Source organism: Paenibacillus sp. FSL H8-0259 (assembly GCF_037963255.1).
In the GTDB taxonomy this organism is placed as follows: Bacteria; Bacillota; Bacilli; order Paenibacillales; family Paenibacillaceae; genus Paenibacillus_AQ; species Paenibacillus_AQ phytohabitans.
In genome coordinates this window covers 5,064,136-5,079,798 of sequence record NZ_CP150147.1, presented here as the reverse complement: position 1 = coordinate 5,079,798, position 15,663 = coordinate 5,064,136, and the positions used below count along the sequence as shown (strand labels likewise).

Genomic DNA, 15,663 nt, shown 5'->3' with positions numbered 1-15,663 from the left:
TTGAGCGAGATTGTTATTGAGATGCCGGAGCTGTTCTCGGTTGAGGAAGCCGGACATTTCAGAGAAGAAGTACGGAATTATATTCTTGGCGGCCATTCAAGCTTCCTGCTTGATTTCGGGACCTGCCGTTTCATTGACAGCACCGGACTTGGCGTGATTGTCAGCTCCTACAAGAAATGTGTAGAGACTGGCGGCACCATTAGGCTGACGGGGATGAATGACAATGTCCGCAAGATTTTTGAGCTGACCCGGCTGACTCATGTGTTTGAGATTATATAGACTTGCTGACTTGAACAAAGGCAGGGCCGTCCTTCGGAGGACAGTCCTGCCTTTGCCTTTGCTGCGGATGAAACGGATCACTTAATGCGGCATTATGAGGTTAATCGGTAATATTCCGGGTGTAATACTCGATGATATCCTTGCGGCGGATGATGCCGAGGAAGATCCCGCTGCCGTCCACCACAGGGACGAAATTCTGGTCTGCGGCCAGTGTCAGCATATCCTCCATCTGTGCGTGAATCTCTACACTCTCGTTATGCACATGACGCTGAATGGTGCCTACAGTCACCCCGGTCATATTCTCAAAGCTAAGACCCTCGGTGTTCTTCAGTTTCCATAGCAGATCGCCCTCCGACAAGGTCCCAACATATTTGCCTTCTTCGTCAATAATCGGAATGGCTGAGTAATAATGATTCTCCAGCTGCTCCAGCGCTTCCCGCATTGAGATCGAGGAAGTGATATACGCCACCTGATCTTTGGGCAGCAAAAAAGAGGATATTTCCATAAGTTAGTCTCCTTTACAGTAGGATGTGTACATAAACGTTAGTTCAATTAAAACACATAACATGATGTAAGCGCATTAACAATTGGGTTACAACTTCGTAAGGGAAAGGGCTAAGAGCAAATAATAAAAGGATATGCCGCCCTCCCAAGGGGAAGATTCAACATATCCTTACCGGTTTTTTTGTATATAAAAGATATGTTAATGCTGGAATTGTTAGCCGTTCTGGCCGTTATCGTGGCTGAGCTGCCAGTAGATGCCGAATTTGTCCTTCAGGCTTCCGTAACATTTGCTCCAGAACGTCTCCTGCAGCTCCATGCTGACCTTGCTTCCTTCCTTGAGCTTATGGAACCAGTCTTTGATCTTATCTTCATCCGTATCCATCAGCGTCAGGTTAATATTATTGCCTTCCACAAAAGGCATTCCGGGAAATACATCCGAGAACATTACCGTGCTGCCGGCAATTCTCAGATTGGCATGCATCACCAGGTGCTTGGCCTCTTCCGGCAGAGGGTGGGAAGGATCGGGAGGAGCTTCGCCGAAAGTCATAATATGCGGAGGTTCGGTCCCGAATACTTCAGCATAATATTCAACAGCTTCCCGGGTATTTCCGTTGAAATTCAAGTAAATATCAATTGCCACATGCGTCACTCCTCTAGTGTTAAATTAAGGCAGGCACGGTTCTGTCATATTGTATCATGTGCCTGTCTATTTACAAATATACTTGGCAGACTCTAAGATAGGGAAACAAGTGGAGACAAGAATTACAGGAGGACTATGCTGTGAAAATATATGGCTGTGATTTCAGCGGAGCGAAGAATCCGGAGGGCAAAATTTACGTGACTGAAGGGAACCTGGAGGCGGGGGGATTAACGGTAGAGCGGGTGTTCAGCTGTGAGGACAGGCTGGATCTGGCGTATTATATCCGCTCAAGCCAGGCCCCCTGGGGCCTCGACTTTCCATTTTCCATACCGGACTATTACTTGCAGGAACAATATCATTCGTCATGGATCAGCTTCCTGGAGGGAGCCTATGACGATACCCGGGAGTCTTTCAGGCAGCGGTTTGGCGTCATTCACAGCGGCAGGAACAGCCGGGATATGCGGGTGACTGACATTGCGCTGCAGGCCAAAAGCCCGGTCTCTTCGACACCGATTGCCATGCACGGAATGCTGTATGGCGGACGGAAGCTGCTGTATAATCTGCGGGAGGCCGTATCTGTGTACCCCTTCGATGAAGTACGGGATCTTGCTTCGCGGCTGTATGAGGTATACCCGAGTCATGGCTGGAAGACCCTGCAGCTGAAAAGCAGTGATCCGGCAGCGCCCGCGGAGATCGGCCTCCGCTTCAAAGCGCTGGTGGATGAAACATTCTCGATAACGGTCACGGCGCAGGCTGCGCTTGGAACACTAGATGCGGCAGGGAAGGCCAATCCGCATGCCAGAGATTCTATGATGGCCTGCATACCGCTCGCGTATTGTATCTACAAATACAATCTGGAGAAACACTGGCCTGTCCGGCCGCCATTCGCCACGGAAGGGGAATGGGCGAGCAGGGAGCGGGAGGGACTAGCAGTCAGACTCTTTTAAATCAAAATCAAACTCCGGATAGAATCCCATCCACCCATGCATAACAACGCTCCAGCTGCTCTGTTGTGATGAGATCTGAGCGGTGCTCGAACATGATTTTCACCCCGCTGTTCTCCTCACGGATGATGCGGAGATAGTCTTCAATGGGTGCCAGCCGTCTGCGGGACTCAGTTCCGGCAGTGCCGGGTAATGGCTGTGCCGGACAGTGTCCTTGACCTGAACACTCGACAGATGGATTAGTGCTGCGTATTTGGTGTATCTTCTCAGGAGCGTCCCGGCATCGAAATTGGGGTCAAACCTATCCTGCTGATACAGCCGGGCTGTATCCAGACACAGCTTAATATCAGGATACCTCACTAATAGACGTTCCAAAAAATCCTGATTATAGACATAGCTGTTCAGTCCGTCGAATTCCAAAATAGGCTGGAAATGATACTCTCGTCCTTTCCGGCTGAGCCAGTCAAACAGATACTCACTGTGCCGGATCAGCTCTTCCAGAGAGGTTTCGCTCTCATAGATGTACTCCCGGCGGTCACCGAACCGCCACTGCTGCCAGTCCACGCGGTCATCCAGAATGACCGGCTTCGGATAATGAAACAATACATATCCGGGACGCAGGGTGACCATATAATCCAGCTCTTCTTGAATATGCTCAAAAGCAGCCGCGCGCTCCTGCCCATCCGGCGAGAGGAACAAGGCGTCCCGCAACCGCGCATGATCGGCGCGCAGCGGGAAATGGACACCGGTGTGAAACTGGTGTTGCTGCGCTTCCGCGATCAGATTCCGGCAATCTTCCTCTGACTTGAAGGAACAAGCCTCGATCCCATAAAATCCGGCTTTGAAATCCTTGTGAAATTAGCTGTAATCGAATCCTCCGTATTGACCAATCATAAATTGCTGCAAACGATTCACCCCGTATGTCTTCGTGATTATTAACCTTCACCTAGCGAAATATCCGGACTTCCGGGCGGCTGCTGAGGCCGCAGGAACTCCTAGATTCATTGACTTTCTGTGGCAGAGATCAGGAGGTTGTTTATAGAATCCTGCACATAGTACAACATTTTCCTCATCCTATCGTTCAAAATCCAAAATTGTTGTATAAAAAGCAGGATTTCACCGTCTCCAAGCGGCTTAGCAGGATTATTCTTGTATTTCATACAACAATCTTCCCGACACCCGGCTACCAGTGATTCAAAGTTGTAAAACGTACAACATTGTTGTCTACAGTGAGGTTTATTTAGAATGTATAATTCGCCATAATACAGTTTTTACCTGCAAAAGAGTTATACTTGCGGATGCAAATTGCCGGCCGCTCTACCATCAGCTTACTTATTGGAGATGGACAGCAGATAGGCAGATACCTATACTGGAGGAAAGTACCAGGGACAGCAGAGGAGAATGATTGTGATGAGCAAGCGTATTGCCGATCAGCGGCTGATGCATCAGCGGATTCAGCAGCCTCCATCCCTTCAGCCCGGAGAAGTGGTGCGTGCGTTCGGTGCGATGCAGGCTCAGGATTATATGCAGGCCGTCTGGGCTATAGGCCTGCGAACACCATCAGCAGGATTAATAGAGGTTGAGCAGGCCATCGCGGACAGGAAGCTGCTGCTGACCTGGACGCTGCGCGGGACGCTTCACTTCGTGCCGCCGGAGAATGCGAAGTGGATGCTTCAGCTCTGTGCCCCGCGCATTCTGCGTCAGGCGGCAGCCAGACTGACCCAGCTTGAACTTGACGACAAGATCCTGGAGCGCTGCCGGAAGATCATCTATAACGCACTGAAGGGCGGACGCCAGCTCCCGCGTCCCGAGCTGCTGAAGCTGCTGGAGGAACAGGGCATCAGCATCTCCGGCCAGCGCGGCTATCACATTCTATGGCATAGTGCGTATAACGGCCTGATCTGCTTTGGTCCGCGTAGCGGCAAGCAGCAGACATTCGTTCTGCTGGATGAATGGGTGGAATACTCGCGTGAACTTTCTTTTGAGGAATCATTGAATGAACTGGCCTCGCTGTATTTCACAGCGCATGGGCCTGCAACTGTGCAGGACTTTGCCTGGTGGGCAGGGCTGACGTTAACGGATGCAAGAGCAGGTCTTGAGGCAGTGCGGAGCAGTCTGCAACCGGAAGTGATTGACGGCAACGAATACTGGAGGCCTGATCCTGCGGCAGTAACGGCAGCTGAGCCTGCCGGTGTTCATCTGCTGGCCGGGTTCGATGAATATATTCTCGGCTATAAAGACCGGAGTGCCGTGCTGGAGCCGGAGTCGTTCCCGCTGATCGTGCCGGGCAATAACGGCATCTTCCTGGCGACGGTGGTAGCTGACGGGCGGGTAGCCGGAACCTGGAAGCGGACGATTAAGAAAAAAGGTGTCGAGCTGTTTATAACCCCTTTCGCCCCCTTGGATCACAAGGGAATAGAAGGAGTGCAGCAGGCCGCTGAGCGTTATGCGCTGTTCCTGGGTCTGCCCTTAACCAAACTTGAATATCTCAAATGACCCGATTAACTGCAGCAGATCCATCTACTACAACAACTATAACCGGACTAAGGAAGTGTTAATTATGGAAGACTACACCCCAATATTGGAGCAGATACTTAAGCAGGAACAGGAGCTGCAGTTCAGCGCGTTCAGCAATCAGACAGCCATCCAGGTGGGCAGCGCAATTCTGGCAAGAGCGCAGAGTATGGACAAGCAGATTACGGTGGATATCCGGAAGAACGGAACCGTGCTGTTTCACGCCAAAATGGATGAGAACGGCCCCGGCAATGACCGCTGGATCACCCGCAAAATCAACGTAGTGAATCATTTCGGACACAGCTCTTATTATATGAATGTGCTGTATAAATCATGGAATACCACAATTCAGGATAATGCTTTTGTAGATCCGATGGAATACGCAGCCGAAGGCGGGTGCTTCCCGCTTCTGATCCGGGGTGCCGGAGCAGTCGGAACCATATCTGTGTCCGGACTTTCCGGTGAAGAGGATCATGAGATGATCGTTGCCGTGCTGGAGCAGATCATTAAGCCGCAAGCCAGCTAACCCGCACAACAATTTGAATTATCGCTTAGATCATGGAGGAAATGGTGTATGATGGGCAGTTTCCGCAGGAAGAAGCGGACTGTCTTTTCTATTGCTTAATTACTGGGCGAATTTCCCAGCAACCAGTAAGAATAAAGGAGACTTGCCGTATGACAGCTATAGCAATCAGACAGTTGATGCCCGGTGAGGAGAAGCTGATCACTCCATTAATCCGCGAGGCGTTTGATATACATATTTCCGTTAACTATTCGGCGCAAGGGGTTATTGAATTCTACAGGTATATTGAACTTGCTGCCATCCGGAAGCGCATGCAGCAGGATCACGAGATATTCATCACCACCTCCGATCAGGGAGTTACAGGAATTATAGAACTGCGCAACAACAATCACATCTCGCTGCTGTTCGTGAAGAATGTGTACAAAGGAACCGGGATCGGCCGAATCCTGCTGCAGCATGCGGTTGACAAGATGAAGGCAGACGGGGTCCGGCAAATTACCGTGAATTCATCCCCGAATTCAATTGGTTTCTATGCTTCCCAAGGCTTTGTGCCGGTTGGTGAAGAGGAAGAAGAGCGCGGGATACGTTCGCTAAGCATGAAGCTCGATCTGGAGGGGTAATTGTATAGAAACCTCACACGGGATGCTCCATACGTCATGGAAGTGGACGTTGGGGCATCTTTTTGTGTGCCGTCAGCAGGAATAATCTGGAGGGTTATCGAATAGTAGCGAATATCAACAAATTTCGACTTTTCAACTACATACATAAGCGGGGTATTGCACAATGAAAACATGGAAAAAAACATTGTTTCTGATCGTTACTTTTGGATTGATCTTCTTGCTTCCGTTATTCGGGAGTCTGGCGAAATGGCACGGATTGCCCCCCGGCTACGGCGACTTTCCTGCCCAAAAGGTGGAAGCGGACCCCGGATTCAGCCTGCTTTATTTCTCCCTGGCCTGTGTTGTTGCGCTGATCATTACGCTGGTTTTTGTATTCCCCCGGCTGTTTGGCTTCAAGAAAACCCCGGAGGCCCCACGGCAGAAGGGAGCAGCTACACCTTTTCCAGTCTGGTTCTGGTGGAGTCTGCCGGTCCTCGCGGTCAGCTGGTTTCTGATGTGGGCACGGCTTAAGCTGCATGTTTCCTTGGAGTATTACACGTTTGTTCCGCTTTGGTGGTCATTCATTCTGATTCTGGACGGACTGGTGTATAAAAGAAATAACGGGGCCTCGATTATCTCGCGCAAGCCCAAGGTAATGCAGCTGCTGGCTGTGGTCTCCTGCTTCAGCTGGTTTGCCTTCGAATATCTCAATTTCTTCGTACTCGAGAACTGGTATTATCCCAATAATGAAGTGTTCTCCAATTTCGGCAATGTGTTCTGGTTCTCCTTATCCTATACGACTGTTCTTCCGGCCATCTTCGAATGGTATCTGCTCCTGAAGACCTTCCGCTTTTTCCGTACCCGGTATAATAACGGCCCTAAACTGAAGGTATCCGGAGTCTTCCTGATCATTTATTATATCCTCGGACTGATCCTGGCATTTGGGATGGGTTATTATCCATACCTGCTGTTCTGGGTGCTATGGGTCGCGCTTGTTCCCATGCTGTCTGCAGCAATGGCGCTTGCCGGCTATTGGACGCCTTTTACACCGATTAAGAACGGGGACTGGTCCAAGGTCATGCTGGTTGGTCTGGCTACCGTATTCAACGGCTTCTTCTGGGAGTTCTGGAACTTTGGCAGTGAGTGGTTCCATGACGATGCCCCTACCAATCCGAATTATTGGAAATATTCCGTGCCTTATCTGGACAAGTTTCATATTTTCTCCGAGATGCCGCTTCTCGGATACTTCGGTTATTTATTCTTTGGGCTGAATTGCTGGATTATTTGGCTGATTGCCGCGTACGTGTTTAAATTCGACGCCGATATCGAAGTCACGGGAGAACAGAGCTAAAGGTGGAGTAGGAATGATTGTTAACGACAACTATCAGATACTGGAAACCATTTCAGATAATAATATAAAAGCGGTTTACAGATGCAGCGACGCTACAACCGGAGCAACAGTCATTCTAAAAGTATTAAAATCGGAATTTACCGGAGCCGAGGCGGTCATGCGCTTCAAGCAGGAATATAAGCTGCTTACAGAGCTTAGCCACACCGTACAGGGGGTCATCCGGCCCATTAAGCTGGAAGAGCGGAACGGCTTGTATGTCATGGTGCTGGAGGATATCCACGGGCGTTCGCTCAAGAAGGTTCTGGCGGAGGAGAAACCCGGGCAGGAGGCGCTGCTGAAGCTCGCCGTCAAGGTTGTGGATATACTGGCTTCCATTCATGAGCAGAATGTGATCCATAAGGATATCAAGCCGTCCAATATTATCTGGAACCGGGAACAGGATATTGTGCAGGTGATTGATTTCGATCTTGCGGTGAAGCTGTCCAAGGAGAAACGGGAATTCCAGAACAGCGGAGTGCTTGAAGGCAGCCTGCTGTACATCTCTCCTGAACAGACGGGACGGATGAACCGCAATATTGATTACCGGAGCGATTATTACTCGCTGGGCGTCGTACTCTATGAGATGATGACCGGCATTAAGCCCTTTAATTCACAGGAAATGCTTGAGCAGATCTATTCCATAATTGCCAAAGAGGCTATTCCTCCCTATAAGGCAAGCGGGGGCCGTGTATCCAGCGGCTTGTCGGCTATAATTATGAAGCTTATGGAGAAGTCCTCGGAAGACCGGTACCGCAGCGCTCACGGAATCAAGGCGGATTTGAAGAAATGTCTGGCCGGGCATGAGGATTTCGTGATAGGTACGGAGGACCTCTTGAATACCTTCCGCATTCCGCAAAAGATTGTAGGCAGGCAGCAGGAGCTGTCCCGCCTGGAGGATGCTTTCCGCAGCAGCCTCAAAACAAGCTCGCAGCTGATGCTGGTATCCGGCGATGCCGGTGTCGGCAAAACGGCACTCGTCCATGAGCTGCACCAGACCATCAGCCAGGAGAAAGGGCTGTTCGCGGAAGGGAAATTCGACCAGTATAACAAGAACATTCCGTACAGTGCGCTTATCCAGGCCTTCCGGAGATTGATCAGCCAGCTGCTGGAGAGCCCGGATGAGGATTACAAGAGTTATATCGGCCGTTCGCTGAACAAGGCGCTGGGCGGAAATGGCAGTGTAATTACCGGGCTAATCCCTGAGCTTACTGCCTGGATCGGTGTTCAGCCGGAGGTTGAGCCGCTGAATCCTGCCGAGGAGACGAACCGCTTCTTCCTGACCTTTGCCAAGTTCGTGGAAGGGATCACCCATAATGACAAACCGCTCGTCCTGTTCCTGGACGATGTCCAGTGGGCGGATTACTCCAGCCTGCAGCTGGTGGAGAAGCTGGTGCTGGATAACCATCTGCAGAGGCTGTTTGTAATCTGCTCCTACCGGCAGAATGAAATTCATGAAGGGCATCCTCTGTTTGCCTCCATCGCCAGAATAGAGAAGAGCCGTGAGGTTTCACGCATCCACCTGAAGCCTCTGAACGAGGAGGATGTGCAGAGTCTTATCGCTGACACATTGTACAGCAGTAAGGAGAGAGTGCAGAAGCTTACCGGACTGATCTTCAAGCGGTCCAAAGGCAATTCCTTTTTCCTGACGGAAATTCTGAAGGATCTGCATAAACGCGGATTTTTTGTTTTTGATAAGCTGAGCGGGGAATGGAACTGGGATCTGGAGCGGATTGAGGCGCTGCCGGTCAATGAGAATGTCGTTGATTTCCTTGTGGGTCAGCTGCAGAATCTGCCTGCGGATGTCCGCAGGATCTTAATGTTAAGCTCGGCCGTCGGCAATGTATTCGATTACGGCATGCTTACCCTGATCGGTGAAGAACCGCCGGAGGTAATTGCAGCTGCCATCAGCCGGGCCGTACACGAGGAGTATATTCTTCCTGCGGACCACCGCTATGCCATATTCTCCGGGACGCTGAGTGAGGCAGGGACGGCACCGCTGCAGACGGAAATCCGGCTGAAATTTGCCCATGACCGGATTCAGCAGGCCTTCTACCAGATGCTTGACGCTGAGCGGGGGAAAAGGCTGCATCTTAGCATCGGACGTCTTCTGCTGAAGAATTATGGCAACGGGGATGCCGAGGACAAGATCGTAGATATTGCAGCACACATGAACAAAGGCCTGGAATTTATCAGCGAGCGCTCTGAAATTGAGGATGTGATTGCTCTAAATCTCCGTGCAGCGCAAAAAGCGAAGGCTGGCTACGGGTATGATTCTGCATTCATCCTGCTGGAGGCGGCAATAAAGCTGCTGCCGGAGAATTCTTGGCTGGCGGACAGGGAGCAGACTGCGGAGATCTACAGACTGTATGCGGAATGCGGTTATCTCACCCACCATGTAGAACAGGCGGATCAGGCCTGCAGCCTTTTGCAGAAACATACTACAGACCGAATCGCACTCGCGGAAATTTACGAAATGCAGGCCAATCATTATATGTATCTGGGTATGATGCCGGAATCGATCGCTGCAGGCAGACAAGGGTTGCAGGCGCTGGGAATCCGGATTCCCGCCAAGGTGGGAATGGCCTCCGTACTGAAGGAGCTGCTGGTGATCAAGGCTGCGCTGCGGGGAAGAACACCAGAAGGGATTTTTACATTGCCCGAAATGAAAGATCCGGAGATGAAGCTGGTCATGCGGCTGCTGATTAATTTTATCCCGCCATCTTTTATTTCAGGTGAGACTTCGCTGTTTGGTCTTGTTGTCCTCAAAAAGGTCGGCCTGACCCTGAAATACGGCAACTCCCCCGAGTCGGCGCTTGCTTTTATCGGATACGCCATGCTATTGTCCGGCTTCGGAGATACCAGAGGGGCCTTTGAATTCGGGCGGCTCGGGATCAGGATTAACGACAAGTTCAATGATTTGCAGTGGAAAGGCGCGGCACATGTATTATATACGCTGTTCAGCCATTCCTGGACCGAGCCCTGGGATACCTTGCAGGACTGGTTCGGCACCTCGATTGAAGCCAGTCTGCGGACAGGGGATCTGCTCTATCTCGCCCATTCCGCATTCTATGTGAATCTCTGGAACCCGTCGATGGACATCGCGACCATGCTTCAGGAGAGTACGCGTACAATTTCTATGATTGAGAATACGAAATATAAGGAATCGCTTGCCACAGCGCAGCTGGCCCGCCAGTATTTCCGCAGTCTCGCAGGCGAGCTGCCGGACCGGACATCCTTCAACAGTGAGTCATTTAGTGAAGAGGCCTATTTGATCCAGCTGGAGGAAGCGCGGTATTATTCAGGAATTGCGATCTATTATATTTATAAAATGAAGCTGCTGTTCACTTATGAGAAACACCATGAAGCACTGGAGTATATCGATAAAGCCTACCCGATCATCGGAACGCTGGCCGGTTCTGCTTTTATGGAGGAGTTCGCCCTGTATACTTTCCTGAATCTGGCTTACGCCTATAAGGATTTAAGTGTGAACGGCAAACGCAAAGCCAAATCCAGAATGCGCAAAGAGTACGGGCGAGTCCGTAAATGGGCCAGGAATGCGCCGGGAACCTTCCGCCAGCATGAATATCTGATGAAGGCCGAATGGGCCAGAATCAGCGGGAACGATAATCAGGCAAGCCGCTATTATGATTTGGCGATTGAGACCAGTGAGCAAGGAAGCTTTGTACGCTATAAAGCGCTCAGCAATGAGCTGGCAGCCCGGTTCTATTATCATAAGGAGTTCAATGAGTTCGCCGCTTATTTGCTCAGACAATCCGTATACTATTATTCGGTCTGGGGCGCCAAGGAGAAGATCAGGTTCATTAACGAGCGTTACTCTTCCATTGTCAAAAAAATTAATACGAAGGAATTCCTCCATGGCCAGACGGTTACGGACTACACCGAGAGCATTGATCTGAATTCAATGATTCTCGCTTCCCAGGCAATCTCCAAGGAGATTGAGCTGAACAATCTGCTGGAAGCGCTCATGGAGATTGTCATCAAGAATGCCGGTGCCCAGCGGGGCTGCATTCTGATGACCTCCCAGGCGAATCTTCTGGTGGAGGGTGAATATAAAGCCGATGCTGATAGAATCTCAGTGGCTGTTCATGAATCGTCAAGGCTGGATAACCTGCCGGTCTCGATTATTAGACAGGTGGAGGAGAGCCGGGAGAGCCTGATTTACAATGATGCTTTTTCGGAGACACCGTTTGTGAACGATCCGTATATTGTGAAGCACCAGCCGAAATCCATGGTATGTATGCCGCTGATCAACCAGAATAAGACGATTGCGATTATCTATCTGGAGAATAACCTGGTTACCGGCGTGTTCACCAAGGAACGGATGAAGATCATTAATCTGTTATCCAGAGAAATGGTATTCTCGCTGGAAAATGCCAGCCTCTATACAGAGCTGGAGCGGTCGGAAGAGAAATACCGTGAACTGGTGAACAATCTGCAGGACGGGGTATTCATTACCCAGGACAAGCGGTGTAAATATGTCAACGAAGCCCTGGCGCAGATGCTGGGGTATGAGATGGATGAGATGCTGGATCAGCCCTTCGAGAACTTCCTCAGCCCCTCCGAGAAGGAGAAAGTATCGCACTATTATGCAAGAAGGGTTGAAGGCAAGCAGGTGCCTGATGAATATGAGACCCGGCTTGTTCACAAGGACAAGACCCGTGAAGTCATCGTGATCCACAAGGTCATCCGGATCATGTATATGGACGAACCTGCCATTCAGGGGACCGTGAAGGATATTACCGAGCGCAAGAAGGCGGAAGAGGAGCTGCTACGGCATAAGGAGCATCTGGAGGAGCTCGTGGCGGAACGGACCAAGGAATTGGAGTTCAACAACGAGGAGTTAAACAAATATATCGGACTGATCGAGCAAATCTCGATTACCGACGAGCTGACCGGGCTGTACAACCGCAGATACTTCAATAAGCTGTTCCTGGACGAGGTAGAGAAGGCAGCTGCGTACAAACGGCATTTGACCTACCTGATGCTGGACATAGACTATTTCAAAAAATACAATGATACCTACGGCCATTACGAGGGCGATACCGTACTGCGGAGAGTCGGCCAGCTGCTGAATGAGCTGGCTGAACGGGCGGACGGAGTTGCGTTCCGCCTGGGCGGAGAAGAGTTCGGCATTGTGGTGGCCGGGTTCACCCCTCAGCAGTCGCGGGAATATGCCGAAGCAATCAGAAGAAGCATCGCGGAGCTGCGGATTCTGCATGAGCTTAGCCCGGAATACGGAAGAATTACCGTATCCATCGGCGTAGCGGCCGTTCTTGTCGACGGACTCCGCGAGGAGGATATCTACAAGCTGGGCGATGATGCGCTCTATCAATCCAAAGCGGAAGGCCGCAACTGCGTCACGCTGTTCGAGCGGTAATGCAATGAAGTGTGGGCTGACCTGGTAGGCTATGATATGGCTGCCTGGGTCAGCCTTTGTTGTGTTCGGATTGAGGGTTTCGGCATGGTTTCTTGTTTTATCTAAAGTGGGAAATGATATTATTCATCTGTGATGGATAAGATACATTGAAATTTGGAGCAGATCTGTCCAAAGGATGAATATGATTTAATAATCCAATTCTTACAAGGAACATGTTTTAGACGCGAAAGGCAGGATGTCACTCGGTGACCGGTATGTCCAAAAACTGAATTGGGGCGCTCTACATTCTTTAAAAAGCGGTTCTGAGCCGCCTGCCCAGTGTGCGATCTGATTCGTACGTCTTGCTCGGGGGCTTAAGAGAACGATAGGGTAGATGAGCCAAATGTATGAGAAAAACCGAATACAATGTGCAAGTGATAGAGTAGACGAGCTAAATGAGGCAATGCCCCCGTTTGATTCACCTGTCAGAGTGATTATGCTGCTGGGCCATAGAAGCCGCTGTGTCAAAAGATTCCTCCCCGGCATAAAGTATCTGGGCGATTGCCCAGCTGAATTACAGGTTCACAAAACTTGAGCTTATGCAGCTTCCGGCGATCCGGAACGGGTTCTTCAATGCACATATGAGCAAAGGGTTTATTGTACAGCCGCATTGGCACACGAACGTCACGGAGATGGTGTTCGTCATCAGCGGCGAGCTGATTACCTCCTTGTTCGATCCGTTTACCCAGAAGCTGATGACCTATCATCTGAAGCCCGGACAGGTCTCCATCTTACCCAAAGGCTGGTTTGGCTAATTTCCCCGGAATATGCAGATACTTCTGTTATCTCAAACCGGGAGGCAGGATTATGGAGGAAGGAAAACAAGGTAGTCAGGTGAAGCGTGAGAAGGTGGAGAAGCTGGCGAGGCTGGATAAGCTACAGAAGCTGGAGAAGCCGCGGAAGTCCGGGAACCCGGGCAAAAAAGGATTATCAGTATGGCAGCTGACGATGCTCGCACTGGGGACCGTGGTCGGCGGCTCTTTCTTCCTGGGGTCTTCCGTGGCGATCCGGGCGGCTGGCCCGTCTGTGCTGCTGGCTTATGTAATCGGAGGGGTTCTGGTCTATCTCATCCTCTCCGCGCTGTCGGAAATGACGGTGGCGAATCCGGCACCCGGCTCATTCCGCACGTACACCGAGCAGGCGTTCGGCCGGGGAGCGGGATTCACGGTCGGCTGGGTATACTGGACAGGCCTTGTACTCGCGATGTCCAGTGAAGCGACGGCAGTATCCATCCTGCTGAGGGGCTGGTTTCCTGCGCTTCCGCTGGCGCTGGCGGGCTCGGGGATCATTGTTCTGGTAACACTGCTCAATCTGCTCGGAGCAGAACGGCTGGGCAAGCTGGAGAGCGGACTGGCTGCCTTCAAGCTGCTGGCCATTGTTGCATTCATCGTGATCGCGGTGGCTATAGTAGCCGGATTTGGAACCAGGGGCGAAGGCGCGGCTGGTATTCAAGTTGTGCGAGGCCAGAGCCTGTTCCCCGGGGGAATTGCCGGTATTGCGGGCAGCATGCTCATGGTGATGTTTACCTATGCGGGATTTGAAGTGCTGGGACTGGCAGCCTCGGAGACAGTCAATCCCGGAGTCACCATCCCCAGAGCGATCCGGCGGACGATCCTGCTGCTGGTCAGCCTCTATCTGGCTGCCATGATCGCATTGTTTCTGCTGCTGCCCCAGGCTCTGGTCTCTGAACAGATCAGTCCGTTTGTGTCTGCCCTCAGCCTGTATGGCCTCGGCTGGACCGGGACGGTGATGAATATCGTCCTGGTGTCCGCTATTTTGTCAACGATGCTGGCCTCCGTATTCGGCCTGGGCCGGATGCTCCGCTCATTGTCGGAAGAAGGGCATACTCCGGCCTGGATGCGGGACCGTACAGATATCCCGTACCGGGGCATCCTCATTTCCGGCGGTGCAATGCTGGCCGGGCTTGGACTGGGTATGCTTTTGCCGCAGGGAGTCTACCTGTTTCTGGTCAGCTCCGGCGGCTTCGCGCTGCTGTTCTCCTACTTCATCATCATGGCCAGCCACTACCGGCTGCGCCGGCGCCACGGAGGACCCTTCAAGGGCCAGCGCGGGTTACGCGGCTATCCGTACAGCTCATGGATTGCAATGGGAAGTCTGGTCACCATACTCGCCAGCATGCCGCTGATTCCGGGACAAGGGGGAGGTCTGGCCGCGGGAATTATGTTTGTTCTGGTCTTCTCAGGCATTTATGCGGTGGGGGCACTGCGTAAGGGGAGAGAATCCGGGCGCAGGCGGCAGCCCTCCCTGCAGGTTAAGGTGCCTGGAGGCAGAGCGCAGATGGAGGCTGCGGAGGAATGGACGGATCGTCATCAGGGACGGTTGGAGGAACGTCATAACCGCCCGGATCAGAGCGGCAGGCATTCGGGCCAGGGCGGGACAAAAGGCGGCGGCAAGCGGAAGAAGCGGAAGCGGAAGTAGCGGTGGAGGTACGGAGCTCAGAACGGCTGCGCTCCTTTTTGGTTATGCAGGAAATTATGATATTCGTCTGCTGTGGATATAACGTGCATAATGCCCCAGATACTTTTCTTTGGAAATTGGAGCAGATCCGTTTCCTACTGAAGGAAGAACTTGTCCTTGTATCAGGGGTCCCACTGCATCCTCCAGAAGTCGGCAGCATGGTGAATTCAAAGGGATAAATCCCTCTAATTCCGCCGAAAGTGGGCTGTATGCGGAAATCAAAGGGATAAATCCCACTAATTCCGCCGAAAGTAGGCTGTATCCGGAAATCAAAGGGATAAATCCCTCTAATTCCGCTGAAAGTGAGCGGTACGCGGAAATCAAAGGGATAAATCCCTCTAATTCCGCCAAAAAT

General features: G+C 51.4%; 12 protein-coding genes. 9 read left to right on the top strand and 3 right to left on the bottom strand.

Going from position 1 to position 15,663, the window contains the following annotated elements; translation table 11 throughout:
• Positions 1-279: an STAS domain-containing protein gene (locus NSU01_RS21960; RefSeq protein ID WP_218639440.1), complete on the top strand. Its 279-nt coding sequence runs from the start codon at positions 1-3 to the stop codon at positions 277-279.
• A gap of 100 nt (positions 280-379) precedes the next feature.
• Here the strand turns inward: NSU01_RS21960 and NSU01_RS21955 are convergent, their stop codons facing one another.
• Positions 380-784, bottom strand: a complete 405-nt coding sequence (locus NSU01_RS21955; protein WP_076243292.1) for a CBS domain-containing protein — start codon at positions 782-784, stop codon at positions 380-382.
• A gap of 213 nt (positions 785-997) precedes the next feature.
• Positions 998-1,423 (bottom strand): VOC family protein, encoded by a 426-nt coding sequence (locus NSU01_RS21950; RefSeq protein ID WP_076243291.1) that lies wholly within the window; start codon positions 1,421-1,423, stop codon positions 998-1,000.
• A gap of 140 nt (positions 1,424-1,563) precedes the next feature.
• Here NSU01_RS21950 and NSU01_RS21945 point away from each other — a divergent pair, with 140 nt between their 5' ends.
• A complete protein-coding gene (locus NSU01_RS21945; RefSeq protein WP_042138457.1) occupies positions 1,564-2,370 on the top strand; it encodes a hypothetical protein in 807 nt (268 codons plus the stop codon).
• A 99-nt stretch (positions 2,371-2,469) separates the two neighbouring features.
• On the opposite strand, the gene NSU01_RS21940 is transcribed toward NSU01_RS21945, so the two are convergent.
• Positions 2,470-3,150 (bottom strand): TIM barrel protein, encoded by a 681-nt coding sequence (locus NSU01_RS21940; RefSeq protein ID WP_305954194.1) that lies wholly within the window; start codon positions 3,148-3,150, stop codon positions 2,470-2,472.
• Positions 3,151-3,777: 627 nt separating this feature from the next.
• Here NSU01_RS21940 and NSU01_RS21935 point away from each other — a divergent pair.
• From NSU01_RS21935 to NSU01_RS21905, 7 genes are all read left to right on the top strand, one after another.
• Complete coding sequence (locus NSU01_RS21935; RefSeq protein ID WP_256703799.1) at positions 3,778-4,863, top strand: winged helix DNA-binding domain-containing protein; 1,086 nt, start codon at positions 3,778-3,780, stop codon at positions 4,861-4,863.
• Positions 4,864-4,927: 64 nt separating this feature from the next.
• Positions 4,928-5,407 carry a heme-degrading domain-containing protein gene (locus NSU01_RS21930; protein WP_076243289.1) on the top strand — a complete coding sequence of 160 codons (480 nt, stop codon included), beginning with the start codon at positions 4,928-4,930 and terminating at the stop codon, positions 5,405-5,407.
• A gap of 149 nt (positions 5,408-5,556) precedes the next feature.
• Complete coding sequence (locus NSU01_RS21925) at positions 5,557-6,024, top strand: GNAT family N-acetyltransferase (protein ID WP_052421936.1); 468 nt, start codon at positions 5,557-5,559, stop codon at positions 6,022-6,024.
• A 163-nt stretch (positions 6,025-6,187) separates the two neighbouring features.
• Positions 6,188-7,354: a small-conductance mechanosensitive channel gene (locus tag NSU01_RS21920; protein WP_076243288.1), complete on the top strand. Its 1,167-nt coding sequence runs from the start codon at positions 6,188-6,190 to the stop codon at positions 7,352-7,354.
• 13 nt (positions 7,355-7,367) lie between these two features.
• Positions 7,368-12,791, top strand: a complete 5,424-nt coding sequence (locus tag NSU01_RS21915; RefSeq protein ID WP_076243287.1) for a diguanylate cyclase — start codon at positions 7,368-7,370, stop codon at positions 12,789-12,791.
• A 578-nt stretch (positions 12,792-13,369) separates the two neighbouring features.
• A complete protein-coding gene (locus NSU01_RS21910) occupies positions 13,370-13,585 on the top strand; it encodes a cupin domain-containing protein (RefSeq protein ID WP_052421935.1) in 216 nt (71 codons plus the stop codon).
• A gap of 52 nt (positions 13,586-13,637) precedes the next feature.
• Positions 13,638-15,269, top strand: coding sequence for an amino acid permease (locus NSU01_RS21905; RefSeq protein ID WP_083705437.1), 1,632 nt, complete (start codon positions 13,638-13,640; stop codon positions 15,267-15,269).
• Positions 15,270-15,663: the final 394 nt, after the last annotated feature.